The sequence below is a fragment of the Streptomyces sp. ISL-100 genome (assembly GCF_018614615.1).
Taxonomy (GTDB): Bacteria; Actinomycetota; Actinomycetes; order Streptomycetales; family Streptomycetaceae; genus Streptomyces.
In genome coordinates this window covers 186,694-212,675 of sequence record NZ_JAGGOK010000041.1, presented here as the reverse complement: position 1 = coordinate 212,675, position 25,982 = coordinate 186,694, and the positions used below count along the sequence as shown (strand labels likewise).

At 70.9% G+C, this 25,982-nt stretch carries 23 protein-coding genes; 7 read left to right on the top strand and 16 right to left on the bottom strand.

The window, feature by feature from the left end:
* Positions 1-201 precede the first annotated feature (201 nt).
* From J7E89_RS19230 to J7E89_RS19220, 3 genes are all read right to left on the bottom strand, one after another.
* A complete protein-coding gene (locus J7E89_RS19230; protein ID WP_214975064.1) occupies positions 202-4,059 on the bottom strand; it encodes an AAA family ATPase in 3,858 nt (1,285 codons plus the stop codon).
* Between the two features lie 202 nt (positions 4,060-4,261).
* Positions 4,262-4,477, bottom strand: a complete 216-nt coding sequence (locus tag J7E89_RS19225) for a hypothetical protein (protein ID WP_028814575.1) — start codon at positions 4,475-4,477, stop codon at positions 4,262-4,264.
* Positions 4,478-4,846: 369 nt separating this feature from the next.
* Entirely contained in the window at positions 4,847-5,128 is a 282-nt protein-coding gene (locus J7E89_RS19220) for an acylphosphatase (protein ID WP_214975062.1), read from the bottom strand.
* A gap of 147 nt (positions 5,129-5,275) precedes the next feature.
* Between J7E89_RS19220 and J7E89_RS19215 the strand changes: the two genes are divergently transcribed.
* On the top strand, positions 5,276-6,211 hold the full coding sequence (locus J7E89_RS19215; protein WP_214975060.1) for a CAP domain-containing protein: 936 nt from the start codon (positions 5,276-5,278) through the stop codon (positions 6,209-6,211).
* A 22-nt stretch (positions 6,212-6,233) separates the two neighbouring features.
* On the opposite strand, the gene J7E89_RS19210 is transcribed toward J7E89_RS19215, so the two are convergent.
* Positions 6,234-6,836: a flavodoxin family protein gene (locus tag J7E89_RS19210; protein ID WP_214975058.1), complete on the bottom strand. Its 603-nt coding sequence runs from the start codon at positions 6,834-6,836 to the stop codon at positions 6,234-6,236.
* A 114-nt stretch (positions 6,837-6,950) separates the two neighbouring features.
* Between J7E89_RS19210 and J7E89_RS19205 the strand changes: the two genes are divergently transcribed.
* Positions 6,951-7,370, top strand: coding sequence for a helix-turn-helix domain-containing protein (locus J7E89_RS19205; RefSeq protein ID WP_214975057.1), 420 nt, complete (start codon positions 6,951-6,953; stop codon positions 7,368-7,370).
* A 4-nt stretch (positions 7,371-7,374) separates the two neighbouring features.
* Here J7E89_RS19205 and mutM read toward each other — a convergent pair whose 3' ends face one another.
* The 9 genes from mutM to J7E89_RS19160 form a co-directional block, all read right to left on the bottom strand.
* Entirely contained in the window at positions 7,375-8,244 is an 870-nt protein-coding gene (mutM, locus tag J7E89_RS19200) for a bifunctional DNA-formamidopyrimidine glycosylase/DNA-(apurinic or apyrimidinic site) lyase (protein ID WP_214975055.1), read from the bottom strand.
* Between the two features lie 69 nt (positions 8,245-8,313).
* A complete protein-coding gene (rnc, locus tag J7E89_RS19195; protein WP_214975052.1) occupies positions 8,314-9,165 on the bottom strand; it encodes a ribonuclease III in 852 nt (283 codons plus the stop codon).
* A gap of 7 nt (positions 9,166-9,172) precedes the next feature.
* Positions 9,173-9,346 (bottom strand): 50S ribosomal protein L32, encoded by a 174-nt coding sequence (rpmF, locus tag J7E89_RS19190; RefSeq protein ID WP_003965982.1) that lies wholly within the window; start codon positions 9,344-9,346, stop codon positions 9,173-9,175.
* A gap of 2 nt (positions 9,347-9,348) precedes the next feature.
* Positions 9,349-9,990, bottom strand: a complete 642-nt coding sequence (locus J7E89_RS19185) for a DUF177 domain-containing protein (protein ID WP_251060768.1) — start codon at positions 9,988-9,990, stop codon at positions 9,349-9,351.
* Positions 9,991-10,128: 138 nt separating this feature from the next.
* Positions 10,129-11,184: an ATP synthase F0 subunit B gene (locus J7E89_RS19180; RefSeq protein ID WP_214975046.1), complete on the bottom strand. Its 1,056-nt coding sequence runs from the start codon at positions 11,182-11,184 to the stop codon at positions 10,129-10,131.
* Between the two features lie 109 nt (positions 11,185-11,293).
* Positions 11,294-11,773 (bottom strand): pantetheine-phosphate adenylyltransferase, encoded by a 480-nt coding sequence (gene coaD / locus J7E89_RS19175; RefSeq protein ID WP_206281711.1) that lies wholly within the window; start codon positions 11,771-11,773, stop codon positions 11,294-11,296.
* A gap of 26 nt (positions 11,774-11,799) precedes the next feature.
* Positions 11,800-12,384: a 16S rRNA (guanine(966)-N(2))-methyltransferase RsmD gene (gene rsmD, locus J7E89_RS19170; protein ID WP_214975044.1), complete on the bottom strand. Its 585-nt coding sequence runs from the start codon at positions 12,382-12,384 to the stop codon at positions 11,800-11,802.
* 75 nt (positions 12,385-12,459) lie between these two features.
* Positions 12,460-14,670: an ATP-dependent DNA helicase RecG gene (gene recG / locus J7E89_RS19165; RefSeq protein ID WP_214975041.1), complete on the bottom strand. Its 2,211-nt coding sequence runs from the start codon at positions 14,668-14,670 to the stop codon at positions 12,460-12,462.
* 263 nt (positions 14,671-14,933) lie between these two features.
* Complete coding sequence (locus J7E89_RS19160; protein ID WP_214975037.1) at positions 14,934-16,682, bottom strand: DAK2 domain-containing protein; 1,749 nt, start codon at positions 16,680-16,682, stop codon at positions 14,934-14,936.
* A 148-nt stretch (positions 16,683-16,830) separates the two neighbouring features.
* Here J7E89_RS19160 and rpmB point away from each other — a divergent pair, with 148 nt between their 5' ends.
* From rpmB to J7E89_RS19145, 3 genes are all read left to right on the top strand, one after another.
* Positions 16,831-17,016 carry a 50S ribosomal protein L28 gene (gene rpmB / locus J7E89_RS19155; protein WP_003957616.1) on the top strand — a complete coding sequence of 62 codons (186 nt, stop codon included), beginning with the start codon at positions 16,831-16,833 and terminating at the stop codon, positions 17,014-17,016.
* Between the two features lie 130 nt (positions 17,017-17,146).
* Positions 17,147-20,275: a BTAD domain-containing putative transcriptional regulator gene (locus J7E89_RS19150; protein WP_214975034.1), complete on the top strand. Its 3,129-nt coding sequence runs from the start codon at positions 17,147-17,149 to the stop codon at positions 20,273-20,275.
* A gap of 556 nt (positions 20,276-20,831) precedes the next feature.
* Positions 20,832-22,025 (top strand): FAD-dependent monooxygenase, encoded by a 1,194-nt coding sequence (locus tag J7E89_RS19145; RefSeq protein ID WP_214975031.1) that lies wholly within the window; start codon positions 20,832-20,834, stop codon positions 22,023-22,025.
* On the opposite strand, the gene thiD is transcribed toward J7E89_RS19145, so the two are convergent.
* Positions 22,016-22,816: a bifunctional hydroxymethylpyrimidine kinase/phosphomethylpyrimidine kinase gene (thiD, locus tag J7E89_RS19140; protein ID WP_214975028.1), complete on the bottom strand. Its 801-nt coding sequence runs from the start codon at positions 22,814-22,816 to the stop codon at positions 22,016-22,018. The genes J7E89_RS19145 and thiD overlap by 10 nt on opposite strands.
* Positions 22,817-22,855: 39 nt before the next feature.
* The gene (locus J7E89_RS19135; RefSeq protein ID WP_214975025.1) at positions 22,856-23,827 is read right to left on the bottom strand and encodes a thiamine-phosphate kinase; all 972 of its coding nucleotides are present in this window, start codon (positions 23,825-23,827) and stop codon (positions 22,856-22,858) included.
* Between the two features lie 206 nt (positions 23,828-24,033).
* Between J7E89_RS19135 and J7E89_RS19130 the strand changes: the two genes are divergently transcribed.
* Together J7E89_RS19130 and J7E89_RS19125 are read left to right on the top strand one after the other, a co-directional pair.
* Complete coding sequence (locus tag J7E89_RS19130) at positions 24,034-24,267, top strand: Lrp/AsnC family transcriptional regulator (RefSeq protein WP_069926747.1); 234 nt, start codon at positions 24,034-24,036, stop codon at positions 24,265-24,267.
* A gap of 20 nt (positions 24,268-24,287) precedes the next feature.
* The gene (locus J7E89_RS19125; protein WP_374196833.1) at positions 24,288-24,776 is read left to right on the top strand and encodes a DUF3515 domain-containing protein; all 489 of its coding nucleotides are present in this window, start codon (positions 24,288-24,290) and stop codon (positions 24,774-24,776) included.
* A gap of 25 nt (positions 24,777-24,801) precedes the next feature.
* On the opposite strand, the gene J7E89_RS19120 is transcribed toward J7E89_RS19125, so the two are convergent.
* Positions 24,802-25,959: a D-alanine--D-alanine ligase family protein gene (locus tag J7E89_RS19120; protein ID WP_214975023.1), complete on the bottom strand. Its 1,158-nt coding sequence runs from the start codon at positions 25,957-25,959 to the stop codon at positions 24,802-24,804.
* Positions 25,960-25,982: the final 23 nt, after the last annotated feature.

Sequence of the window (25,982 nt, the reverse complement as noted above, 5' to 3'; positions counted from 1 at the left end):
TCCTGGTGCCTGGCCGCGTCGCCTGGCGTGGGGGGCAAGCACTTCAAGTGGGGCACAGCAGCGCGCCGCGCACCACTTGAAGGTAAAAACGACGTTGCCGAGACTATGCCTTCAGGTTTCGAAGTCAAGAGGTGGGGAACCTGAAATTCGTGGCCCAGACCGGTCGGCTTGTGTTCAAGTTTTGAAGGTTGCGCGGACATCTCAGCGAAGCCGCTGGCTGATGACCTTCGAGACGCCGTCCCCCTGCATGGACACGCCGTACAGCGCGTCGGCGACCTCCATCGTCCGCTTCTGGTGAGTGATGACGATCAGCTGGGAGCTCTCCTGGAGCTCCTCCATGATCCGGATCAGCCGCTGGAGATTGGTGTCGTCGAGCGCGGCCTCGACCTCGTCCATCACGTAGAACGGGCTCGGCCTGGCCTTGAAGATCGACACCAGCAGAGCCACGGCCGTCAGCGACCGCTCACCGCCGGAGAGCAGTGAAAGCCGCTTGACCTTCTTGCCCGGCGGTCTGGCCTCGACATCCACGCCCGTGGTGAGCATGTTGTCCGGATCCGTCAGAATCAGCCGGCCCTCACCGCCCGGGAAGAGCCGCGAGAAGACTCCTTCGAACTCCCGCGCCGTGTCCCGGAACGCCTCACTGAAGACCTGCTCGACGCGCTCGTCGACCTCCTTGACGACCTGCATCAGGTCGGTGCGCGTCTTCTTCAGATCTTCAAGCTGCTCGGAGAGGAACTTGTGGCGCTCCTCCAGGGCCGCGAACTCCTCCAGGGCGAGCGGATTCACCTTCCCGAGCTGCTGGTACGCCCGTTCGGCAGCCCTGAGCCGCTTCTCCTGCTCCGCGCGTACGAACGGCCGCGGCTGGTTGCGGGGGTCCTGCGGATCCTCCGGCACCTCCTCGCCCTCGGCGGGCGGCGACGGCGGTACGGGCTGGTCGGGCCCGTACTCCGCCACCAGTCCCGCCGGTTCCACGCCCAGTTCTTCCAGCGCCTTGGTCTCCAGCTGCTCGATGCGCAACCGCTTCTCGGCGCCGAGCACCTCGCCGCGGTGGACCGAATCCGTCAGCTTGTCGAGCTCGCCCTTGAGGTCCCGGCCGCGGCCGCGCTCGGTCGCCAGTTCGCTCTCGCGCTCCGCCTTGGCCGCTTCGGCCGCGGCCCGCTCCTCGGCGGCCCGTACGAGCGAGACGTCGACGTGGGCCAGCAGCTGCCGTGCACCGGACGCGACGGCAGCCGCCACCTGTGCCTCGTGGCGCAGCCGGGCGCGCCGCTGTTCGGCGCGCGCCCGCGCTTCGCGCTCGGCGCGCGCCCCCCGGTCGAGCGCGTCCGCGCGCCCCGCGAGCCCCTTCACCCGCTCCTCGTGCGTACGGGCCTGGAGCCTGGCCTCCATCTCGGTCTGGCGGGCGTTGGCCCCGTCGGCGGCGAGCCGGTCGCGCACGGAAATGTCCGGCTCCTCCTGTACGGGCGCCTCCTCGGCCACCAGCAATCGCTCGGCCAGCTCCTGGGCCTCCTCGGTGGCCCGCTCCAGCGCCTCCTGGGCCTTGGCGGCGGCAGCGGCCGACCGCTCGGCCTCGCCGGCGGCGCCGCGCGCCTGCCCGGCGAGCCGCCCGAGCTGCTGCGCGACGCCCGTTTTCTCCCGGTCGGCGGCCCGGCGCCGCTGGGCCAGCTCCTCGACGAGCGCGACACTCGCGTTACGCCGCTCCTGCGCCCGGTGCTGCGCCCCGGCCAGCTCCTCGCACCGTACGGCCAGCTCCTCCAGCTCGGCGGCGGCCTCATCGACGGAGGCCTGCACCTCCAACAAGCTGGGCGCCCCGGCCGACCCGCCCTGCGCGAAGTACGCCCCGAGAACATCGCCCTCAGCGGTCACAGCGGTCAGCGACGGCTGCGCCGCGACCAGATCCTCGGCGTCCTCCAGCGTCCCGACGACTACCATGTCCCGCACCAGCCGCCGCACGGCAGGCATCAGATCGGCGGGCCCGCGCACCAGATCGCCAACCAGAGCCGGAGCCCCTCTGCCCTCCTGCCGCGGCACAACCACGGCACGCTCTGCCCCGGCACCGACAGCTTCGTCACCCGGCCCATACGCACCCCCCTGCCCTGGCACGCGGTGCCCGGCCCCGGCCGGCACGCCAACTCCGGCGCCGGCAGCGGCGCCCCCCGGACCCGGATCGCCGGCTCCGGGCCACCCAGGAGCCGCGCCCTCGCCCCGCGCACCGGCCGAGCCGGCCCCGGCCTCCTGGCGGGGCGCGCCGCCGACGGCTGCCGAGGCGTCGCCGGAATCCCCGTCGCACCCGGCCGGCACCGCGGCCCCCGCCGGGACGCGTGCGGCCGCCGGGGCCGCCGGGGCGCCCGGCAGGAGCACCGCTCGGCCCGCGTCCTGTTTGCGCAGGAGGCGGATCGCTTCGGCGGCCGTGGCCGGGTCCGCCACCGCGATCGCGTCGGCCGCCGCCCCCAGCGCCGCCGCCACCGGGATCTCGTAGCCGGGGGCCACCGTGAGGAGTTCCGCCGCCGGGCCCAGCAGGCCGGTCAGCCGGGGCTGCGCGGCGAGCAGTGCCCCTGTGCCGTCCTTACGTCGCAGCCCCAGGGCCAGCGCGTCGTGCCGCGCGGACGTCGCCGCCCGGCGGCGCTCGGCGGAGGTGGCGGCCTCCCGGGCCGCCGTGAGTCCGGCCTCCGCCTCGGCGAGGTCACGTTGGGCCGCCTCGTGCTGTTCGGCCAGGTCGGACTCGCCCGCGTCCAGCCCGTCCACCTCGGCCTTGAGCTGCTCGTACTCCTCCTGCGCGGCGGCGGCCCGCTCCTGGGCGCCCTCGTGGGCGGCGGCCAGCCGGTCGATCTCGGCCTGGGCGGAACCGGCCCTGCTACGGGCCGCGTTGACCTGGCCGTTCAGCCGGGCGAGCCCCTCGCGGCGGTCGGCGATGGCCCGGGCCGCGTCCTTGAGCCTGCGTTCCTCGGCGGCCAGTTCCCGTTCGAGTCCGGCCCGGTGCTCGACCGTGTCCTCCAGCGCCCGCTGCGCCGCCTCCAGCGCGGCTTCGAGTTCCGCCTCCTGCTCGCGGATCTTCGCGGCCTCGCGCTCCATGTCCTCTGGGTCGCGCCCGCGCCGCTCCTCCTCGGGGGCGGCCGTCGTCGCGCTCTTCACCCGGGCGTCGGCCAGCGAGACCGTGCCCCGCACCCGCTCTGCCAGCTGCGACAGTTCGTACCAGGTCTGCTGCGCCCGCTGCAGTCGCGGAGCGAGGCGGCGTACCTCCTCCTCCAGCTCCGCCTCCCGCGCCAGCGCGGCTCGCAGCTGCGCCTCGGCCGCGTCCTTGCGCTCCTTGAGCGCCGCCTCGTCGGCGATCTCCGCGCGCAGCGCCTCGCGCAGCTTCACCAGGTCGTCGGCGAGCAGCCGCAGCCGGGAGTCGCGCAGGTCGGCCTGGATGACGGCGGCCCGCCGCGCCACCGCCGCCTGCCGCCCCAGCGGCTTGAGCTGCCGACGCAGTTCATTTGTCAGATCCTGTATGCGCGAGAGATTCGCCTGCATCGCGTCCAGCTTCCGCAGCGCCTTCTCTTTCCGCTTGCGGTGCTTGAGGACGCCCGCGGCCTCCTCGATGAACGCCCGGCGCCCCATCGGATCGGCGTGCAGTACGGAGTCGAGCTGGCCCTGCCCGACGATCACGTGCATCTCCCGCCCTATCCCGGAGTCGGAGAGCAACTCCTGGATATCGAGCAGTCGGCACGTATCACCATTGATCTGATATTCGCTGCCGCCGTTGCGGAACATGATCCGCGTAATGGTGACTTCGGCGTACTCGATGGGCAGCGCACCGTCGGAGTTGTCGATGGTCAGCGAGACCTCGGCGCGGCCGAGCGGTGGCCGCCCGGTCGTCCCGGCGAAGATGACGTCCTCCATCTTGCCGCCGCGCAGCGACTTCGCGCCCTGCTCTCCCATCACCCACGACAGCGCGTCCACGACGTTGGACTTGCCCGAGCCATTGGGGCCTACGACGCAGGTGATCCCTGGTTCGAACCGCAGCGTCGTGGCCGATGCGAATGATTTGAAACCGCGGAGAGTCATGGCCTTGAGATGCACCGCCGCACTCTACCTTTCACCGCCGGTTTCACCTCTGAAGGTGCAGGGCACATCAGACGGTAAGGGAAGAGGTCTACATACGGGGCGCAAAAAAGAAGGGACGCCGAAGCGTCCCTTGCAATGTCTTGCTGGTAGATCTTGATGCAGATCTCAAGCGGCTGATACGGACAGCTGACGGGCTCGGATTCTCCTACGAACCGTGTCAGGTGAGCGCAGGCTCCGCCTGGGGTACGTCGATGTCGATGCTGTCGAGCAGCGAATCTCCGCGGTGGTGAGCGGCGGCGCTGAGCGCGTCGTTCTCGGACTGAATCCGGTTGAGCTCGGACTCAAGATCCTGGACGCGCTGCTGAAGCCGTCGCATCTCGGCGAGGAGTCGCGGGTCGGAGCCGCCGACGTAACCGAGAAGCGCCTTTGCCATGATGGATGGTCCTCCACACTGAGTGACCGACCGAAGCGGTGGTGGGTCGTGAGGGAATCGCACCCGCGGTGCTTGTCATCTCTGTTGTTCTCAATGCCAAACAGCTAAGGTGCGCGGGGCTTCCAGAGTCTCACCAAAAAGTTTGACGGTCAACACGATCACGCCCCGTATCGCTGGGCAGCCCGGGTGCGAGCAGCCGCGGAATGCGCGGTGCCGCCTCTTCTGCGGGGCCCTGGGGGCGTAGAGATCATCCGTAGTCGGCAGCTTTCCACGACAGGCGTTTCTTGGCAACCACCAGGTCGTTTCTGTCCCACGCCCCTGCCACGGGCACCTGCGGAATGCGCCGAAGGCGCCCTCGCGCCTGATTGATCATCTGATCTCGAAGCCCGCATAACCACCGCGCGGTGTGCCCCAGATCTCTGTCACTCCGTCGACGCTCCCGGGAGTGTCGGCCGAGCGCAGCCATTCCAGCAGACGGTGGCAATTCTCACGCGGTCCCTCCGCCACGACCTGCACCCGGCCGTCGTCCAGGTTGACGGCGAAGCCGGCGATGCCGCCGATTTCCAAAGCGTTTGCCCTGGTGAACCAGCGGAAGCCCACTCCCTGTACTCGACCGCGTACCCAGGCGGTGAGCCGCACATCTTCGTTCATGACTGCACGCTAACTGGCCAATTGCTCACGAGGCACTTCGCCCCCACGCGTCATGGCGTACAGTCCCGACGAAATGAGGCCTCACCCATTCGGGTGAGGCGCATTGACGTTGACCACGTCGAGTAAGCATTGAGGAAGGCACAGCAGATGGGACGCCATCGTCGCTCCGCCGCCGGACCCGTAGCAGCAGACCAGGCGGACGCCCCGGCAGGCCGGTATCAGGGTGGTGCGCGCCGCCGGAAGAAGCGGGCCGCGCCCGTACGCACCGGGCTCCTCGGCGTCTCCGCCGCCGTGGCCATGGGTGCCGTGGCGGTCGCCTCCGGGCTGCTGCCCGGTGGGGAGAACTACTCCTTCAGCGGCGGCTCGGCCGACCGGATACGCACCGAAGGTCCGCCCGAACTCCAGACGCAGGGCGGCAGCTCGGCGGAGCCCACGGACCGGGCGACGACGCCGGCCGCCGAGGAAACCGGGCGTGCGCAGGCTCCCTCGAAGTCCCCTTCGCCCAAGCCGAAGCCCACGCAGCCCTCCAAGAAGCCGTCCGCCGAGCCGTCGGCGAAGCCTTCCGAGCGCAAGACGGCCGCCCCGGACAGCCGCCCAAAGAAGCCGGCCGCGCCCGAGCAGAGCCAGAGCCCGAAGCCCGATCGCGTCGTGCCCACTCCCCCGGCCAGGATCCCCGGCCTCGGCGACGGCAACGGCACCGGCAGCGAAGCCACCGCCGAGGCCACCGTCGTAGCCCTGGTGAACCAGGAGCGGGCGACGGTCGGCTGCGCCCCGGTCCGGGCCGACGGCCCCCTGGCCACGCTGGCCGAGGACTTCAGCCAGGACATGGCCGCCCGCGGCTTCTTCGATCACACCGACCCGGACGGGGCGACCCCCTGGGACCGCGCCGAAAAGGTGGGCATCAGCGGCCTGGGCGGCGAGAACATCGCCCGCGGCCAGGCCGACGCCCAGGCGGTGATGGACGCCTGGATGAACAGCGAGGGCCACCGGGCGAACATACTGAACTGCGACTTCAAGACCCTGGGCGTCGGCGTGCACATGGGCCCCGGCGGCCCCTGGTGGACGCAGAACTTCGGCTTCTGACCCTCCCTTCCGTACCGGGAGGTCAGGCGGCGACGGCTTCCCGGCCCGCCGCGAAGACCTTGGCGGTTTCCGCGATGCGGCGACCGAGGTGCTCGGCGGTCGCGATGTCCGCCTTGTGTACGCCGTCGGGCCCCTCGTCCGAGTTGGTCTGAGCGCCGGCGCCCGAGAAGAAGCCGAGGCGGTTGAGGTCGTTCTCGGAACCCTCGGTGGAGTTCCAGCCGGGCTTGAGGCCCAGGCTCACCCAGTGCATGGCGTGCTGGGCGGCGAGGGTCTGGAAGAACTGCAGGGTGTGCAGCTTGTCGCCGCTCTTGGAGGCGGAGTTGGTGAATCCCGCTGCCAGCTTGTTGTGCCAGGTGTCCGTGAACCAGCGCTTCGAGGAATCCTCGGCGAACTGGTGGAAGGCGCCCGACGCGGTCCCCATGTAGGTGGGCGAGCCGAAGACGATCGCGTCGGAGGCGTCGAGCAGCTCCCACTGCTCGTCACTGATCTCGTCGACCTTGATGACATGAACGGTGGCTCCGGCGTCGGCCGCTCCGGCGCGGACGGCCTCGGCGACGACGGCGGTGTGGCCATAGCCGGAGTGGTAGGCGATCGAGACTACGGGCGGAACAGCGGGGGTGGTCATGGCTGACGGTCTCCTCGTCGGTGCTTCTGCTCGGTGACTGATGACAGAAGAAAAGCACTAACTTTTAGAAAGCGCAAGCCATGAGTTAGCGCTGCGCCGGAGTATGCTTGCTGTATGGACAGCAACGCGCAGCAGACCTGTGGCGACTCCGACTCCGCCTTCGACGTGTTCTCCCGCCAGTGCCCCTCGCGCGGCACGCTGGAGGATGTGACGGGACGCTGGGGCAGCCTGACGATCGGCGCGCTGCAGGAGGGCGGCACCCTCCGCTTCAATGAGCTGCGCCGCCGGGTCGAGGGCGTCAGCGAGAAGATGCTGTCCCAGACGCTGCACGCGCTGGAGCGGGACGGGCTCGTCAGCAGGCAGGCGCAGCCGACCAACCCGCCGCGCGTCGACTACGAGCTGACGCCGCTGGGGCAGGACGTCGCGGAACGGCTGCTGGCTTTGATCGACCTGGTCGAGGGACGCATGCCGGAGGTGCTTACGGCGCGCGAGCGTTACGACGAGAAGCGTGGCGATCGAGAGGGGCGCGCGTAGCGCTCTATTGAGGGCGGCGGCGGGAGACGGGAGGGCGCTGACAGCGCGGGCAGAAGTAGCTGGAGCGGTTCATCCAGGGGCGTCGGCGCATCGCCGTCCCGCAGCGGCGGCACGGTTCGTCCTCACGCCCGTACGCGTCCAGGGACCGCTCGAAGTAGCCCGATTCGCCGTTCACATTCACGTACAGGCTGTCGAAGCTGGTGCCGCCGACTGCGAGCGCGGCGTACATGACGTCCCGCGCATGGCCGAGGAGCTCGGCCGCGCGGGGGCGCGTGAGGGTGGAGGTGGGGCGCTCGTAGTGCAGCCGCGCGCGCCAGAGCGCCTCGTCCGCGTAAATGTTGCCGACGCCGCTGATCAGTGACTGGTCGAGCAGGGCGCGCTTGACGGTCGTACGGCGCAGGCGCAGCGCCGTACAGAACGCGGCGTCGTCGAAGGCCGGGTCCAGGGGATCGCGCGCGATGTGCGCGATGACGTCGGGGAGCCCGTCGGGGGAATTGTCGTGCAGCGAGAGTCCGCCGAAGGTGCGCTGGTCGACGAAGCGCAGCTCCGTACGGAAATCGTCGTCGAAGCGGACGCGGATGCGCAGGTGCTTCTCGTCGGGCGCGGATTCCGGCTGTACGAGCAGCTGGCCGCTCATCCCGAGGTGGCCGAGGACGGAGCCCGCGGTGTCTTCGAGCGGCAGCCAGAGGTACTTGCCGCGGCGGCGCGCGGCCCCGATGCGGTGCCCCTTGAGGCGTACGGCGAAATCCTCACCGCCGGCGAGGTGGCGGCGTACCGCCCGGGGGTGCAGCACCTGCACCTCGGAGACGGTGCGGCCGGTGACCCAGCGCTCCAACCCGCGTCGTACGACTTCGACTTCGGGCAGCTCAGGCACGGATGCAGCATACCTCTGTGCCCCCTGCCGGAATCCGGCAGGGGGCACAGAGGGCAGTGCTCGCGTGACTCAGGCGGTGGCCTGGGCCGACGGCGTCGCGTCGTCGGCCGTGTCCCGCACGGGCGTCGCCGCGGCCGTGGCCTCGGCCGCCGCGCGCTCGTCCGCGGCCGCGCGGATCGCGCGCCACGCGGACTCCGCCGCCTGCTGTTCCGCTTCCTTCTTGCTGCGGCCGGTGCCGGTGCCGTACGAGACACCACCGACGCGGGCAGCAGCAGTGAAGGTCTTCTCGTGGTCGGGACCGGTCTCCGAAACGAGGTACTCGGGTACGCCGAGACCCTCGCTCGCGGTCAGTTCCTGGAGGCTGGTTTTCCAGTCCAGGCCCGCACCGAGGCTCGAAGACTTCTCGATCAGCGGATCGAAGAGCCGGTGCACCAGTTCTGATGCGGCTCCGAGACCCTGGTCGAGATAGACCGCGCCGATCACCGCTTCAAGGGTGTCGGCCAGGATGGATGCCTTGTCCCTGCCACCCGTGCCCTCTTCGCCCCGGCCCAGCCGGATGAAGGAGCCGAGTTCGAGGCCGCGGCCCACCTCCGCGAGTGCACGAGAGTTGACCACCGCGGCCCGCAGTTTGGCCAGTTGGCCTTCCGGCAGATCGGGGTGGGTCCGGTACAGCGTGTCCGTGACCACCAGGCCGAGCACGGAATCCCCGAGGAACTCGAGGCGCTCGTTGGTGGGCAGACCGCCGTTCTCGTACGCGTACGAACGGTGGGTCAGCGCACGCACCAGAAGGGCGGACTCGAGCTGATAGCCGAGCCGCCCTTCCAGAAGCGTGTGGGACGAGGCTGTGTTTTCCGCCGGCTTGCCGGCGTAGTCCGCCTTGGCGTCATCCGCCTTCTTGGGGCTAGACACAGTGCCTCTCACCAGCCGCTCAGACCTCGAGGACCTGGCGCTTGTTGTACGTGCCGCAGCTCGGGCACGCGATGTGCTGGAGCTTCGGCTCCTGGCAACGCTCACACGAAACCAGGGTGGGGACCGCAGCCTTCCACTGCGACCGGCGGTGGCGCGTGTTGCTGCGCGACATCTTCCGCTTCGGAACAGCCACGGCTACTTCTCCTGCTTCTCGTCGACGCCCGACTCGGCGGCGTCGCCAATGTTGTCCTTCTCGCCGTCCTGGTTGGTCCCGGCGAGTCCTTGCAGTGCCGCCCATCGAATGTCGACGGCGTCATGATCGTGCCCAGGATTCTCGTCCAGCCTGACCCCGCACTGCGGGCACAGGCCGGGACAGTCCTCCCGGCACACCGGCTGCATCGGCAGTGCGAGCACTACCGCATCACGCAGCACGGACTCGAGGTCGAACAGGCCGTCCTCGAGATAGAGCCTGTCCTCGTCGTCCTCGTCGTCGTCGGCCGGTTCCGCCTTGTGGCGGCCCCGGTCATCGGCGGCAGGGTACGAGAACATCTCCTGGAAGTCCGCTGCAACGTCCAGCTCCAGCGGCTCCAGACACCTTACGCACTCCCCCTTGGCCGTCGCACGGGCGGTGCCTGTGACAAGCACCCCTTCCATGACGGATTCGAGGCGGAGCCTGAGATTCACCGGCGCGCCCTCCGGCACACCGACGACCCCTTCGATACCGAAGTTCTTGGGGGCCGCTACCGAGCGGGTCAGCCGCTGGAGCGCACCGGGACGCCGGCCCAGCTCGTGTGTGTCGAACACGAGGGGGTTGCGGTGGTCGAGGTGGGCGTTCAGGGGTCTTCCTGCTTTCGGTTCGCTGTGGTGGGCCGCCGTGTCGCCGTCGCGGAACGCGAAGCGGGCAGCCGTGATCGCGGGCATACGCGCGACCGAAGTGCCAGGATACTTGACGCTTCGCTCAGGGCCCAATCGGCCCTAGCGCCCTTGCTCGTACTCCCGCAGCTGATCGAGGTCGATCATGCTCGTGTCGAACAGGCTGGTCTCGTCGAGGGCTGCCTGCTGCTGAGGGACGTGCTGCGGCTGCTGGCCGTAGCCCTGTCCCTGGTCGTAGCCCTGCTGCTGGTACGCGTAGGGATCCTGCTGCTGGTAGGCGTACGGATCCGGCTGCTGGGCGGCGTACGGGTCCTGTGGCTGCTGGTACGCGTAAGGGTCCTGCTCCTGTTGCGGCTGCTGGTACGCGTACGGGTCGTACGACTGCTGCGCGGGGATCTGCGGCTGCCCTGGCACCGGGAGTGCGGCCTGCGGCTCCGCCAGGTCGGCGAGGAAGTCCGCGTCGCTGCTGCGCTGCGCTCCGGCCTCGTCCTGGGCCACCATGTGCGCCCCGAGCTCGTCCGAGGCGACGCGTCCATGCAGCTTCTGCCGGCCGCGGCCGACCGCTTCGAGGGTCTTGGAGAGCACGGCCTCGAATGCGCCGAGCTTGGTGTCGACGTACTCGTCCGCCCTCTGGCGCAGGGTCTCCGGGTCGTGGCTGCGCTCCGGGGCTTCCGCGAAGTCGGGGTCCTCATAACCCTGCCCGTCGAGGCCGGGGCCACGGCCGAGCAGCTTCTCGCGGCCGCGGTCGACGGAGCCGAGGGTCTTGGTGAGGACGACTTCGAAGTTCGCGAGCTTGGAGTCGACGTACTCGTCGGCCTCGGCGCGGATCTCCTCGGCGTCCCGGCGGGCCTCGCTGAGGATGCGGTCCGCCTCCTCCTGGGAGCGACGCGCGATCTCGGTGTCCGAGATGAGCGAACCGCGCTGGGCGTGCGCGGACTCGATGATCCGCTCGGCCTCCTGGCGGGCCTGCTCGGCCATCTGCGCGTGACCGCCGATCAGCTCCTGGGCCTGCGCGAGGGAGCCGGGCAGGGCCTGGCGTACCTCTTCGAGCATCGAGAGCAGATCGGCGCGGTTGACCACGCACGAGGCCGACATGGGCATGGACCGGGCGCTGCCCACCGCTTCGACGATCTCGTCGAGCTTCTTCTGCACGTCCACCGTGTGCTCGCCACCTGTTCTTCCGGCTGGAGACGGACGGGACGACTGTACGGGCAGTCGGCCCCCGCCCGACAGCTGGTGGCGCTCCGTCAGATTGTCACTTCTCTTGTCACTTCTTGGCGAGACGCTCGGTGAGCGCGCCGAGGACCCTCGGGGGGACCAGGTGGGAGACGTCGCCGCCCCAGGCCGCGACCTCCTTGACCAGGCTGGAGGAGAGGAAGCTGTAGGTGGGGTTGGTGGGGACGAACAGCGTTTCTACGCCCGAGAGGCCGTTGTTCATCTGGGCCATCTGGAGCTCGTAGTCGAAGTCGCTCACCGCGCGCAGGCCCTTCACGATGGCCGGGATGTCGCGCTCCTTGCAGAAGTCGACGAGGAGCCCGTGGAAGGACTCGACCTCGACGTTGCCGAACTCGGCGGTGATCTCGCGGATCAGGTCGATCCGCTCCTCGACCGTGAACAGTCCCTGCTTGGACTGGTTGATCATCACCGCGACGTGCACGACGTCGTACAGCTTGGAGGCGCGGGCGATGATGTCGAGATGTCCATTGGTGATCGGGTCGAATGACCCGGGACAGACTGCGCGGCGCATCTGTAGTCCCTCGCTCTCCGGTCCGGTCATCGTGCGTCTTCGCACGTAGAGGCGGCGCGACCGTACCAAAGCGTTCCCTCGCCGTAGCGACGGGCCCGCAATGGCTCAAATCCCTTGGGCCAGTTGAATACTCCACCTCTTGTGCTGCGCTCCACGGTGGCGACGGCATCGTCCGCAAGCCAGCCCTGGGTGCGGAGTGTGAGGAGGATCTCGCGAAGATCGTCATCGGTGACGGCGTACGGAGGGTCGAGGAATACCACGTCGTACGGCGTCTCGGGCGCCGGACCTGTGACGATCTGCTCCGCTTTGCCCGTCCGGACTTCGGCGCCGGGCAGGCCCAGGGTGCGGACGTTGTCCCGGACGGTGCGGACGGCCCGGCTGTCGGCCTCGACCAGCAGGGCGTGCACGGCGCCGCGCGACAGCGCCTCCAGGCCCACGGCGCCCGAGCCGGCGTACAGGTCGGCGATCCTGATGCCCTCGAGGGTGCCGAGCAGCGACTCCCAGGTGGAGAACATGCCCTCGCGCGCACGGTCGGAGGTGGGGCGGGTGCCGTTGCCCGGCGGGACGGCCAGGCGGCGTCCGCCGGCCGTGCCGGCGATCACGCGGGTCATGGGTGTCGGGTCCTAGGGTCGTAGGTGCGAAGCGACTGAAGCGACTGAGCAGAACGGATCCTGCTGCACCCATTGTCAGCCCTTGTCGAGGTACTGCTCCCTCTCCTTGTCCAGCAGGGCGTCGAGGGCGGTGCGCAGCTCCGGGAGCCGTTCGAGTTCGGGGTCGGCGGTGACGACGGCGACGGCCTCCTCACGGGCCGCCACGATGACCTCCTCGTCGTCGATGACAGCGAGCATCCGCAGCGACGACCGGACGCCGGACTGCGCCTGGCCGAGTACGTCGCCCTCGCGGCGCTGTTCGAGGTCGATGCGGGAGAGCTCGAAACCGTCCAGGGTGGCGGCCACGGCGGCCAGCCGGGCACGGGCCGGGCTGGCCTCGTGCATCTCGCTGACCAGCAGACACAGCCCGGGCGCCGAGCCACGGCCCACCCGGCCGCGCAGCTGGTGCAGCTGCGAGACCCCGAACCGGTCGGCGTCCATGATCACCATCGCGGTGGCGTTGGGGACGTTCACGCCGACCTCGATGACGGTGGTGGCGACGAGGACGTCGACCTCGCCCGCGGAGAAGCAGCGCATCACGTCGTCCTTGTCGTCGGGCTGCATCCGCCCGTGCAGGACTTCGACGCGCAGGCCCTTGAGGGGACCGGCGGAGATCTGCTCGGCGATCTCCAGGACGGCGAGCGGCGGCCGCTTCTCCGGATCCTCCTCGGCCTGCTTCTTCTTGGCGCCGCCCTTGGGGTTGTCCTCGTCGTCGCCGATGCGGGGGCAGACGACGTACGCCTGGTGGCCGTTCTCCACTTCTTCGCGCACGCGCTCCCACGCGCGGGCGAGGAAGTGCGGCTTGTCCTTGGCCGGGACGACGTGGGTGGCGATGGGCGAGCGGCCGGCCGGGAGCTGGTCGAGGACCGAGGTCTCCAGGTCGCCGAAGACGGTCATCGCGACCGTGCGCGGGATGGGCGTCGCCGTCATCACCAGCAGGTGCGGGGGCTGCTTGCCCTTCGAGCGCAGGGCGTCGCGCTGCTCGACGCCGAACCGGTGCTGTTCGTCGACGACAACGAGGCCGAGGTCGTGGAACTGGACTTTGTCCTCGATTAGCGCGTGCGTACCGATCACGATGCCTGCCTCGCCCGTGGCCAGGTCGAGGAGGGCCCGGCGGCGGACGGGCATGCCCATGGAACCGGTGAGCAGTACGACCTTGGTGCCCTGCTCGGCGCCGCCGAGCATGCCGCCCTCGGCCAGTTCGCCCATCATCTCGGTGATCGACCGGTGGTGCTGCTGGGCGAGCACCTCGGTGGGCGCGAGCATCGCGGCCTGGCCGCCCGCGTCGACAACGGCGAGCATGGCCCGCAGCGCGACCATGGTCTTCCCGCTGCCCACTTCCCCCTGGAGGAGGCGGTGCATGGGGTGCTCGGTGGCCAGGTCGTCGAAGATCTCCTTGGAGACCTTCTGCTGACCGTCGGTGAGGGTGAAGGGCAGCTTGGCGTCGAAGGCGTCCAGCAGGCCGCCGGGGGCGGGGCGGCGGGCGACGGCCGGGAGCTGGGTGTCGGCGAACCGGCGCCGGGCGAGCGCGACTTGGAGTACGAACGCCTCGTCCCACTTGAGGCGGTCCCGCGCCTCGGCGATGTCCGCCTTCGTACGCGGCCGGTGGACCTTGCGGAACGCGTCGGGCAGGTCGGTGAGACCTCGGCCCTCGCGCAAGGCGGGCGGCAGGGGGTCGGCGATCTCCTGCCAGCCGGTGGCCTCCATCGAGGCCAGGACGACGTCGACCGTCTTGGCGATCTTCCAGCTCTCCATCTGGGCGCAGGCCGGGTAGAGCGGGATGAGCTGGTTCGCCCAGGCCTCGACGGCGTCGGCGTCGCTGTCCTTGCCGAGCATTTCGTACGCCGGGTGGGAGAGCTGGCGGATGTTGCGGAACATGCCGACCTTGCCGGAGAACATGCCGCGGCGGCCCGGCAGCAGCTCCTTCTGGTGGTGGTAGATCGACTTGCCGAAGAAGACCAGCTGGAGCCGTCCGCTGCCGTCGGTGAGGGTCACCTCCAGGCGCTGGCCCTTGCCGTTGGCGAACCGCAGGACGCGGGCGTCGGCGACCTGCGCCACGACAGTGGCGTGCTCGTCGAGCGGGAGGTCGGCGAGCTGGGTCAGCTCACCGCGTTCGGCGTACCGCCGGGGGTAGTGGTGCAGCAGGTCACCGACCGTGTGCAGGTCGAGATGCTCGGCCATCACCTTCGCGGTGGTGCCGCCGAGCGTCTTCTTGAGTGGTTCGTCGAGCGCGGGCACGGAATCCATTGGACACTATGGCTCTGACAGTTGCGGCCGCCCGATCCCGGAATCCGGGAGCACAGGCGTCAGCAAGGCGCTACATTCGCGGCATGCTCTTCGGCATCGGGCAGGGCTTGTCCGTCATGAGTCCGCCTCGGCGGGCGAGTTAGAAGCCACCGCGTTCACGCACAGGCGGAGTCACTGCACACCACACCACTTGGGTCGACAGGTGTGCCCGAAGCGCCCGGGAACGGGGCCCGCGGTACCGCGGGCCCCGTTCCCGGGCGCTCTCATTCCACGCCGATCAGCAGTGGGGACGACTGGCGGCCGCCGTCGTACGTCACCGTGTCCACCGCCAGGTGGGACTCCCGGACATGCGCCTCCAGGTACTCCGCCAGGCCCGCCGGGGCGTCCTCGCCCAGCACCAGCGTGACCATTTCGCCGCCCGCCGCCAGCATCCGGTCCAGGACCGTGCGGGCCGCCGCTGTCAGGTCGGACCCGATCACGACCACGTCGCCGTCGATCAGGCCGAGCACGTCACCGGCCTGGCAGATGCCGGCCATCGTCCAGGACTGCCGCTCCGCGACGGTCAGTTCGCCGTACCGCGTGGCGCCCGCCGCCGAGGTCATCGCCACGACGTCCTCGTCGAAGCGGCGGTCCGGTTCGTGGACGGCGAGGGCCGCGATGCCCTGGACCGCCGCGCGGGTGGGGATGAGGGCGACCCGTACCCCTTCGGCGCGGACCTGTTCCGCCGCCGCGGCGGCGGTGTGCCGCAGGTCGGCGTCGTTCGGCAGCAGGACGACCTCGCGCGCGTGGGCGCGCCGGATCGCCTCCGCCAGCTCCCCGCTCGCGGGCGGCTCCCCCGGGCGCGCGAGCACAGTGGTCGCGCCCGCCTCGGCGCACAGCCCCGCCAGGCCCTCGCCGGGTACGACGGCGACGACCGCCCGCTGGGCCCGTTCCCGGGGCGGCGCGACCCGGTCGGCGGCGAAGTGCGTGATGCGGATCCGGTACGGCCGGCCGGCCTCGACGCCCGCCTCCACCGCCGCGCCCGCGTCGTCCACGTGCACATGGACGTTCCACAGGCCGTCGCCCCCGACGACGACAAGCGAGTCACCGAGCCCGTCGAGCCGGGTACGCAGCCGGCTCACCGCCGCGTCGTCCGCCTCAAGCAGGTAGATCACCTCGAAGGCGGGACCGCCCTCCTGTGCCGCGTCCGCCGGGCAGTCGTCGGCCATGGACAGCGGCGCCGCCGGTGCTTCCCTCTTGAGTACGGCGACGGCCTCACCCGAGACCGCTTCGACCAGCGCGCCAAGCACGGCCACCAGGCCCCGCCCGCCCGCGTCGACGACGCCCGCGCGGCCGAGCACCGCCAGCTGCCGGGGGGTCTCGTCGAGTGCGGCGCGCGCCCCTTCGTACGCCGCACGCGCCACGCCGGTGGTGTCGTCGCCGCCCGCGCTCTCGGCGGCGTCTGCCGCCGCCGTGGCGACGGTGAGGACCGTGCCCTCGACGGGGTGCGCGACCGCCTGGTACGCCGATTCACTCGCCCTGCGCAGCGCCCGCCGCAGTCCCTCGGCGTCGGTGGCGCGGTCGGAAAGGACCTGCGCCATGCCGCGGAGCAGCTGCGCCAGGATGGTCCCCGAGTTGCCCCGGGCGCCGATGAGGGCGCCGTGCGCCATCGCCCGTACAGCGTCCGCGAGAGCGGGTGCCGAGGCCTGCGCAGGGTCGGCGCCAGTAACGGTCTCGTGAGCGGTGAACACCGCTTCCACGGCCTGAACGGCCGATTCCACGGTCAGGTAGAGGTTGGTACCGGTGTCCCCGTCCGCGACCGGATAGACATTGATCGCGTCGATTTCCTCGCGGGCTCTGCCCAGGGCCTCCAGGGCCAGCGAGCACCAGGTGCGTACCGCGACGGCGTCGAGGGTCTGCGGCACCTGGCGTCCTCCTTGAGAGCGGGTTGAACCGCAGGGTAGTCGCGCGATGCGCCGCACAGGAGGCGGGGGCGGACGCTGGGGGACGGGGCGAGGGCCCTCGGGAGCCATGGTAGTTTCGTTCTACGGGAGCAGCCGATGTATGCTGCTCCGGTTGCCCGATGAAAATCGGGACATTCCCCCGGCTACGCCACTCGATTCTTCGATCCCGGCATGCCGGGATCCACTGTAAGTGCATCTGAAGTCTTTGGAGTGACCCGTGGCTGCCAACTGCGACGTCTGCGGCAAGGGGCCGGGCTTCGGCAACAACATTTCGCACTCGCACCGCCGTACGTCTCGTCGCTGGAATCCCAACATCCAGCGCGTGCGTGCAGTGGTCGGTCGGACGCCGAAGCGGCTCAACGTCTGCACCTCGTGCATCAAGGCCGGCAAGGTCTCGCGCTGACGTATGCCAAGCGCGGCCACCTAGCTGGTTGCTTAAGAACCGGTCCACCCTCGCGGTGGACCGGTTCTTTTTATGTCCGAATTCATGTCCGGAGCCTGTCAAAACCCCTGTGACCTGCCAGAATCGGCGCGTGCGCTTCGCCATCCTGGGTCCTCTCGACATCCGTTCCGCCGACGGTGACGCGCTCGATCCGGGCGGTCCCCGCCCGCGCGCGCTCCTCACGCTGCTGGTGCTGGAGGCGGGCCGGGCCGTGGGCACGGAGCAGCTGACCGACGGGCTGTACGGCGACGAGCCGCCGGCCGGGGCCGCCAACGCGCTCCAGTCCCAGGTGTCCCGGCTGCGCAGGCGTCTCGGCGTAACCATCGAGTCGCTGCCGGCCGGCTACCGGCTCGTCGCGGACCCGGACGACGTGGACGCGCACCGCTTCGAGCGGCTGTCCCGCGCGGGACACCGGGCGCTGGCCGAGGGAGATCCTTCGCGGGCGGCCGAACTGCTGCGGGAGGCGCTCGGGCTGTGGCGCGGGGCGGCGCTCGCGGACCTGACGGGGGTGCCGTTCGCCGAGGCGCGGGCGGCCGGGCTGGACGAGCTGCGGCTGGCCGCGCTCCAGGACCGCGTCGACGCGAACCTCGCGCTCGGCGGGGGCCCCGAGCTGGTGCCTGAGCTGCGGGAGCTCATCGCCGTACATCCATTGAGGGAGCGGCTGTACGGGCAGCTGATGCGGGCACTGCACGCGGGCGGGCGCCCAGCCGAGGCGCTGGCCGTGTACGAGCAGGCCCGGCGCAGGCTGGCCGACGAGCTCGGCGCCGATCCCTCCGCCGAGCTGGCCGCACTCCATCTGGAGCTGCTGCGGGGACAGTCCGCCGAGCGGGCCGCCGCCCCGCGCGGGGTGCCGTCGCAGCTGACGAGCTTTGTGGGGCGCGGCGAGGAGCTGGAGCGGATCGGCCGGCTGCTCGGCGCGGAGCGGCTGGTGACGCTGACCGGGCCCGGCGGGGCGGGCAAGACCCGTCTGGCGGTGGAGGCGGCCGGGCGGTGGGCGGGGACGGTCTGTTACGTCGAACTGGCGCCGCTCTCCGATGAGGCGCAGTTGCCGTACGCCGTACTGACCGCTCTCGGGGTGCGCGAAAGCGGCTTCCAGGGAACGGCCGCAGGTGATGCCGCACAGCGGTTGCTGGCCGCGCTCGAAGGGCGGGAGCTGCTGCTTCTGCTGGACAACTGTGAGCACGTGGTCGAGGGCGCGGCGCGGCTCGCCGGTCTGGTCCTCGGGGCGTGCCCCCGTGTGCGCGTTCTGGCGACGGGGCGGGAGGCCCTGGGGATCACCGGTGAGGTGGTGTGCCCGCTGCCGCCGCTCGCGCTGTCGGCGGCCGTCGCACTGTTCGCCGACCGGGCGGCAGCGGTCAACGCGGTCTTGCCGCCGCTTGGCGTACGCCCCGGATTCGGGGCGGAAACCCCGGAAAACGACGCCCACGCGCGCGTGGAGCGCATCTGCGCCGCGCTGGACGGGCTGCCGCTCGCGATCGAGCTGGCGGCGGCCCGGCTGCGGACGCTCACGCTCGACGAGATCGCGGCCCGCCTCGACGACCGCTTCCGGCTGTTGTCGCGCGGCGGCGACCGCACGAAGGCGCCGCGGCACCGGACACTGCGCGCGGTCGTGGAGTGGAGCTGGGAGCTGCTCGACGACGAGGAACGGCTGCTGGCCCGGCGGCTGACCGTGTTCGCCGGGGGCGCGACGCTCGACGCGGTCGAGCGGGTCTGTGATGTTCCGGGGGCCGAGGACGTGCTGGCCTCGCTCGCCGAGAAGTCGTTCGTGGAGGTGGCGGGCGGGCGGTACCGGATGCTGGAGACCATCCGGGTGTTCTGCGCGGAGCGCCTCGCCGGGGAGCCCGGGCAGGAAAGCGCGCTTCGGGCGGCGCACGCGGCTTACTTCCTGGAGCTGGCCGAGACCGCCGAGCCGTTCATGCGCGGCGGCGCGCAACTCGAGTGGCTGGAACGGCTGGACGCCGACCATGCCAACCTCCTCGCGGCGCTGCGGCCGCTCCCGCGCCACGGCGATACGGCCGCTGCGCTGCGGCTGCGGCTACGGCTGCGCTTGCGGCTGCTGGCCGCGATCTCCTGGTACGCGCGCCTGCGCGGCCGACAGGGTGAGCTGGTGCCGGTCGCCGCCGAACTGCTGGCGGCGGTGGGGGCGGAGCCGCCCGAGGGGCTCGTCGAGGAGTACGTCCTGTGCGTGTTCAACGCCGTCGCGGGGCGCGGTGATCCTGGGGACGACGGGCTGATCGAGCGCGCCGACGCGCTGATGACCGGCCTGGCTGAGCCGCTGCGGCTGCCGTTCACGCTCGTGCTGTGGTCCCTGGTGAGCGGTCCGCGCAGCAGCGACATCGAGTGGGCTCGCGGGCGGCTGGGCGACGGTCTGTGGGCCGGGGCCGTGCTCGACATGGGGCACGGCTTCCAGGAAATGCTCGCCGGGCGGCCCGCGGCGTCCGAAGCCGCGTTCGGTGCGGCGCTGGAGGGCTTCCGGGCGGCCGGAGACCGCTGGGGCATGGCCAACTCCCTTGATCCGCTGGCGATGTTCGCGCACTGGCGTGGCGGCGCCGGGCGGGCGCTGGTGCTGCTCGACGAGGCGCTCGCGCTCGTCCAGGAGCTGGAAGCGCCGGAGGAGACGGCCGATCTGCTGGTGCGCCGGGCGGCGGTCCTGCTGCACACGGGCCGGCCGGACGATGCGGTCGGGCTGTACACGCGCGCGGCGGAACTGGCCCGCAGCGTCGGCGTCCCGGACAAGGCCGCGGGAGCCGTGCGGGGGCTGGGCGACGCGGCCCGGCTGGCCGGTGACACTGCGGGGGCGCGTGAGCACTACGAGGCGGCGCTGGCGCTTGTCGCCGCGACGTGGTTCAGCGTGGGCGAGACCCTGCGGATCTTTGTCGGCCTCGGCCGCACCGCCGGGGCGGAGGGCCGCGTCGACGAGGCCGCGGACTGGTTCGGGCAGGCGCGGGAGCTGGCGCTGGAGCAGCCGGGTTCGCGGCTCGACCTGGCGGAGGTGGCCGAGGCGATGGCATCCCTGGCCGCCGCCGAAGAGGCCGCCGGGCTGCTCGGCGCGGCGCAGGGGCTGCGCGGGGCGGCGCTCGCTCTGGACCCGGATGTGGCGCGCGTCCGCGACCGGGCCGGCGCGGGCCTGCCGCCGGGGACGTACGAGAAGGCGTACGCGCACGGGCGCGAGCTCCGGGGCGGGCTGAGGAGTCTTTCCCCTACCCGCCCCTCCCCGTAACCGGGGCTCCGGCCCAGCCCCCGGTCCTCAAACGCCGGACGGGCTGAAAGGAGCCGCCGCACGCCGAAAGACCGCCGCGCACGGGAAGGTCGCCGCTCACGGAAAAAAGCTCCGTGCTCGGAGGGTCGCCGCACACCAAAAGCCGCCACCCGGGAAGGCCGCAGCACACCGGACCCAGGGAGCTGCCGCACACCGAGTGGGTGCCGCACACCGAGTGGGTGCTGCGGTCGGGAAGGTTGCCGTGCAGGGGAAAAGCCGCCGCCTCGGGAGGGTCGCCGTACACCGGAAGCCGCCGCTCCCGGAAGGTCGCCGCGCGCCCGCCGCCAGCGGGTTGCCGCGCTTGGGAGTTTCCATGTGCGGGGAAGGCTCCGTGTGCGGTAGCTCTGGTGGGGCGCGGAATTGTGCCGGCGCCAGGAAACTCCAGCCCGTCCGGCGATTGCGGACGCGACCTAAGGGCGTCCGGGGACGGGGGGCTTTCCCGCCCACGCGGCGGCGGCATACATCGCGGTCAGCCGACGGTAAGGGCTCGGTCAGCGGTGGGCGTCACGCTCGGCCCATGACAACGCAGCTGCGCAACCTCAACGTCCTGATCTCCGGTGCCAGCATCGCCGGCCCTGCCCTCGCCCTCCAGCTCTCCCGGTACGGCGCCCGCGTCACCGTCGTGGAAAAGGCACCGGCCCTGCGCACCGGCGGTTTCGCCGTCGACTTCCGCGGTCACGTCCACCGCAAGGTCCTCCAGGAGCTCGGCATCTGGGACGACGTCCACCGCCGGCAGACCCACATGGGCACGCAGACCGTCGTCGACGTCGACGGAAGCCCCCGAGTCGACCTTCCCTCCGCCATGATGAGCGGCGACGTGGAGATCTTCCGCGGTGATCTCTCCGCCATCCTGTACGAGCGCACCAAGGACACCGTCGAGTACGTCTTCGGGAACTCGGTCGCCACGATGGCGGAGGATGCCCACGGCGTCGACGTCACCTTCGACCACGGCGCCCCGCGCCGCTTCGACCTCGTCGTCGGCGCCGACGGACTGCACTCGAACACCCGCCGCCTCGCCTTCGGCGACGAGTCCCAGTACCTGCGCCACCTCGGCTACTACGTCGCCGGCTTCGACATGCCCAACCACCTCGGACTGGACAGGACCGCCCTGATCTACAGCGACCCGGGCCGCATGGTCTCCATCACAAACTACGACGGCGACCCCGACCGGGCCGGCGCGAGCCTCGTCTTCGCCTCCGAGCAGCTGGCGTACGACCGGAACGACCTCGGCCGGCAGAAGAAGATCCTCGCCGCGAAGTTCGCGGACATGGGATGGGAGACCCCCAAGGCGCTGGACGCCCTGGACGCCGCCGACAGCCTGTACTTCGACGCGATCGCGCAGATCCACATTGACCGGCTGTCCAAGGGCCGGGTGGTTCTGATCGGCGACGCGGGTTACGGCGCCACCATGGGCGGCATGGGGACCGGTGCGGCTGTCGTCTGCGCCTACGTGCTCGCCGGCGAACTCGCCCGCGCACGCGGCGGCCACCGCACCGCCTTCGCGGCGTACGAGGCCGAGGTCCGCGACTTCGCGAAAGGCTGCCAGAAGATCGCGGGCAACGCGGGCCCGTTCCTCGCGCCGCCCAGCGAGAAAAAGATCCGGCAGCGCGACCGGGCGTACCGCATGCTGAGTTCGCGTCTCCTCGCCGGCTTCTTCAAGAAACTCACGGAGAGGGCCGCGACCAACATCAGGCTGAAGGATTACTCCTGACTGTTCCTGAGCCGCCAGCCGTGGTCCACCGGGCCTATCCCCGCTCCCAGCGCGAACCCTGCCGCGATCGCCTCGGTCACGTACTCCTTTGCGGCGGACACGGCCTGCGGTACGTCGAGGCCCTTCGCCAGGCCCGACGCGATCGCGGAAGCCAGCGTGCAGCCCGTCCCGTGCGTGTGCCGGTTGTCGTGCCGGGGGGCACGCAGCCAGTGCTCCTCGGTGCCGTCCGTCAGCAGGTCCACCGCGTCGCCCGGCAGGTGTCCGCCCTTGACGAGCACCCAGCGCGGCCCGAATTCCAGGAGCGCGTCGGCGGCCCGCCGCAGATCGGCCTCGGACTCCACGCGTACGCCGGTGAGCTGGGCCACCTCGTCAAGGTTCGGGGTGGCGACCGTCGCCGTGGGCAGCAGCTTCGTCCGTACGGATTCGAGGGCGGACGTGGCGAGCAGCGGGTCGCCGTGCTTCGACACGCCCACCGGGTCGACGACCACCGGGGCCTCGGTGCCGGCCAGCAGCTCGGCCACCGCCTCGACGAGTTCGGCGCTGGACAGCATCCCGGTCTTCACCGCCTGTACGCCGATGTCGTCGACGACGCTGCGGTACTGGGCCCGTACGGCCTCCACCGGCAGGTCCCAGGCACCTTGCACACCCAGCGAGTTCTGCGCCGTCACGGCGGTGAGCACGCTCATGCCGTGCACGCCGAGGGCCAGCATCGTCTTGAGGTCGGCCTGGATACCCGCACCGCCGCCGGAGTCGGATCCGGCGACGGTGAGGACGCAGGGAAGTATTCGCATACGGGCGAATCTAGTACGCCCGGGCCACAACCTGCGGGACTAGGGGGCGGTCTCGATGTCCCCGAAGTGGTCCCAGCCGCCCTTCTTCGTCCACGGCGCCCCGTCGACCGTCACCTGCGGCAGCGCCGACGGGTTGAGGACCTCGCCGATGATCTTCCAGCGGGCCGGCAGCTTCGTGTCCGGCGGGAACGTCGCCACGATCGCGTGGTCCTCTCCCCCGGTCAGCACCCACTGGAGCGGGTCCACGCCGACCGCCTGCCCGATGTCCGACATCTGCGTCGGAATGTCGATGAGCCCCGACCGCAGGTCGATACGGACCTTGCTGGCCTCCGCGATGTGCCCGAGGTCGGCGACGAGCCCGTCACTGACGTCGGTCATGGCGGTGGCGCCGAGCCCGGCGGCCGCGGGGCCCGCGTGGTACGGCGGCTCGGGGCGCCGGTGCGCCTCGACGAAGGCGCGCGGCGAGCGGAATCCGCGCGAGAGGACGGCGAGGCCCGCCGCGGACCAGCCCAGCCAGCCGGTGACGGCGACGACATCGCCGGGCCTGGCCCCGGACCGCGTCACCGGTTCGTGGTTGCGCAGGTCGCCGAGCGCGGTGATCGCCACGGTGATGGTCTCGCCGCGTACGACATCACCGCCGACGACGGCCGCCCCCGCGACCTGGCACTCGTCCCTGATGCCGTCCATCAGCTCGGTCGGCCAGCTGACCGGGAGTTCGGCGGGGACGACGAGGCCGAGGAGCAGCGCGGTCGGCACCGCTCCCATGGCGGCGATATCGGCCAGATTCTGGGCCGCGGCCTTGCGGCCCACGTCGTACGCCGTCGACCAGTCACGCCGGAAGTGACGCCCCTCGAGCAGGATGTCCGTACTCGCCACGACCCGCCGGTCGGGTGCGGCCACGACGGCGGCGTCGTCGCCGGGCCCCAGCCGTACCGCCGGGGTGGAGGTGAGCCGGGAGGTGAGCTCTCTGATGAGCCCGAACTCCCCCAGTTCGCCCACAGTGCCCTTCATGGATGTGCCCCTTCTGCCCCAGTGCGCTTGCGGTCGCGAGCCATCACTGCTGTAGGTACCGTCAACACATACGTCAACTTCTGGTCTCCGTACGCCACGCTCCGTACGCCGACGGCCGCGCAAGTCTCCCCGCTGCCCACGACGACGCGATACGGTGGCGTCTCTTTATCTCCCCACATGATCCTCGTGGCCGCCCTGGAGGTTCCGTGGTACAGGCGTACATCCTCATCCAGACCGAGGTGGGCAAGGCGTCGTCCGTCGCCGAGACCATCGGCAAGATTCCGGGAGTGATCCAGGCCGAGGACGTGACCGGACCCTATGACGTGATCGTGCGCGCGCAGGCCGACACGGTCGATGATCTCGGCCGGCTGGTGGTCGCCAAGGTCCAGCAAGTGGACGGCATCACCCGCACTCTGACCTGCCCGGTCGTGCACATCTAGCCCCCGTCTACTCTTGGCCGGTGACTTCCACTTCCCGCCGGCTTCTGTCGCATTCGTCGATGGCATGCGTCGCCCTGCTGCTCGCTGCCGCCGCCGCCGGCTGCTCCCTCACGGACGACGCCGTGGCGATCCCGGTTCCCACCCCGTCCTCGGAAGAGGCCGAGGTGTGCCGGGCGCTGCACCGTGAGCTGCCGGCGGCCGTCGAGGGGCAGCAGCGGCGCACCGCCGACCCGGAGTCGGACCTCACCGCCGTATGGGGAGATCCGGCGATCGTACTGCGCTGCGGTGTCCCCCGGCCGGAGAAGATGAGCGATCCGGCGGCGCAGGCGGTGGAGGCGGACGGCGTCAACTGGATGCTGGAGCGCCAGGAGGACGGCAGCCCGCGCTTCACCACGACTTACCGCGAGGCGTACGTCGAAGTCACGCTCCCCGCGAAGTACGCCCACGACGTCACGCCGTTGGCGGCCTTCGCGGGGCCGGTGAAGAAGGCAGTGCCCAAGAGCCTCTAGCCCTGAGGCCGCTGGCCCTGAGCCTCTAGCGCAGGCCCGTCGGGCGGCGCAGCGCGGCCTGGATCAGCCGGTCGACGAGCTCCGGGTAGGACACCCCGGTCTCCTGCCACATGCGCGGGTACATGGAGATCGGAGTGAAGCCGGGCATCGTGTTGATCTCGTTGATCACGAACTCGCCGCTGTCGAGCAGGAAGAAGTCCGCGCGCACCAGGCCCTCGCAGGACGCGGCGTCGAATGCCTCGACCGCGAGCCGCCGCACCTCGGCGGTCTGCTCCTCGGTGAGCGGGGCGGGCACCAGGCCGGCCGCCGAGTCGATGTACTTCGCCTCGAAGTCGTAGAAGTCGTGGGACGTGACGGGCGGGATCTCGGCGGGCACGCTCGCGCGCGGCCCGTCCTCGAACTCCAGCACACCGCACTCGATCTCGCGGCCGCGCAGCAGCGACTCGACGAGGATCTTGGGGTCGTGGCGCTGCGCCTCCTCGATCGCCGCGTCGAGGCCGGAGAGGTCACTGACCTTGGTGATGCCCATCGAGGAGCCGCCGCGGGCCGGCTTCACGAAGAGCGGCCAGCCGTGCTCGCCGGCGAAGTCGACGATCTTCTTCCGGGCGGCGGAAGGGTCGTTTTCCCACTCCCGGGGGCGGATGACCTCGTACGGGCCGACCGGCAGCCCGAAGGAGATGAACACCCGCTTCATGTACTCCTTGTCCTGGCCGACGGCCGACGCGAGCACACCGGAGCCGACGTACGGGACACCGGAGAGCTCCAGGAGGCCCTGGAGGGTGCCGTCCTCGCCGTACGGGCCGTGCAGCATGGGAAAGACCACGTCGACCTCGCCCAGCGCCTTGGGCACCGAGCCAGGCTCGCTGTAGAGCACTTCACGGTTGCCCGGGTCGACCGACAGCACCACGCCGCCCTCGGTCGATTCGGCGAGGTTCTCGACGCTCGGCAGGATCCGGTCGGCGATGGCCATCCGGTCAGGCTCGTCGGCGGTCAGCGCCCAGCGGCCGTCCGTCGTGATGCCGATCGGCAGTACGTCGTACTTCTCACGGTCGATGGACCGCAGTACGGCGCCGGCCGTGACGACCGAGATGGCGTGCTCGGAGCTGCGACCGCCGAATACGACGGCCACCCGCGGCTTGCGGGGCTCCTGTGCGGGGCTCTGGGGGAGGTTCTCGCTGCTCATATCGCGTTGAGGGTACCTGGTAG

Coding starts and splice junctions, on each gene's coding strand:
- J7E89_RS19225 (WP_028814575.1), bottom strand. CDS start 4,477: ATGGCAAAGGCGCTTCTCGGTTACGTCGGCGGCTCCGACCCGCGACTC.
- J7E89_RS19160 (WP_214975037.1), bottom strand. CDS start 16,682: ATGGCTCCCGAGGGCCCTCGCCCCGTCCCCCAGCGTCCGCCCCCGCCT.
- J7E89_RS19210 (WP_214975058.1), bottom strand. CDS start 6,836: ATGACCACCCCCGCTGTTCCGCCCGTAGTCTCGATCGCCTACCACTCC.
- thiD (WP_214975028.1), bottom strand. CDS start 22,816: ATGCGAATACTTCCCTGCGTCCTCACCGTCGCCGGATCCGACTCCGGC.
- recG (WP_214975041.1), bottom strand. CDS start 14,670: ATGGATTCCGTGCCCGCGCTCGACGAACCACTCAAGAAGACGCTCGGC.
- J7E89_RS19145 (WP_214975031.1), top strand. CDS start 20,832: ATGACAACGCAGCTGCGCAACCTCAACGTCCTGATCTCCGGTGCCAGC.
- coaD (WP_206281711.1), bottom strand. CDS start 11,773: ATGCGCCGCGCAGTCTGTCCCGGGTCATTCGACCCGATCACCAATGGA.
- J7E89_RS19120 (WP_214975023.1), bottom strand. CDS start 25,959: ATGAGCAGCGAGAACCTCCCCCAGAGCCCCGCACAGGAGCCCCGCAAG.
- J7E89_RS19215 (WP_214975060.1), top strand. CDS start 5,276: ATGGGACGCCATCGTCGCTCCGCCGCCGGACCCGTAGCAGCAGACCAG.
- J7E89_RS19220 (WP_214975062.1), bottom strand. CDS start 5,128: ATGAACGAAGATGTGCGGCTCACCGCCTGGGTACGCGGTCGAGTACAG.
- rsmD (WP_214975044.1), bottom strand. CDS start 12,384: ATGACCCGCGTGATCGCCGGCACGGCCGGCGGACGCCGCCTGGCCGTC.
- J7E89_RS19135 (WP_214975025.1), bottom strand. CDS start 23,827: ATGAAGGGCACTGTGGGCGAACTGGGGGAGTTCGGGCTCATCAGAGAG.
- J7E89_RS19205 (WP_214975057.1), top strand. CDS start 6,951: ATGGACAGCAACGCGCAGCAGACCTGTGGCGACTCCGACTCCGCCTTC.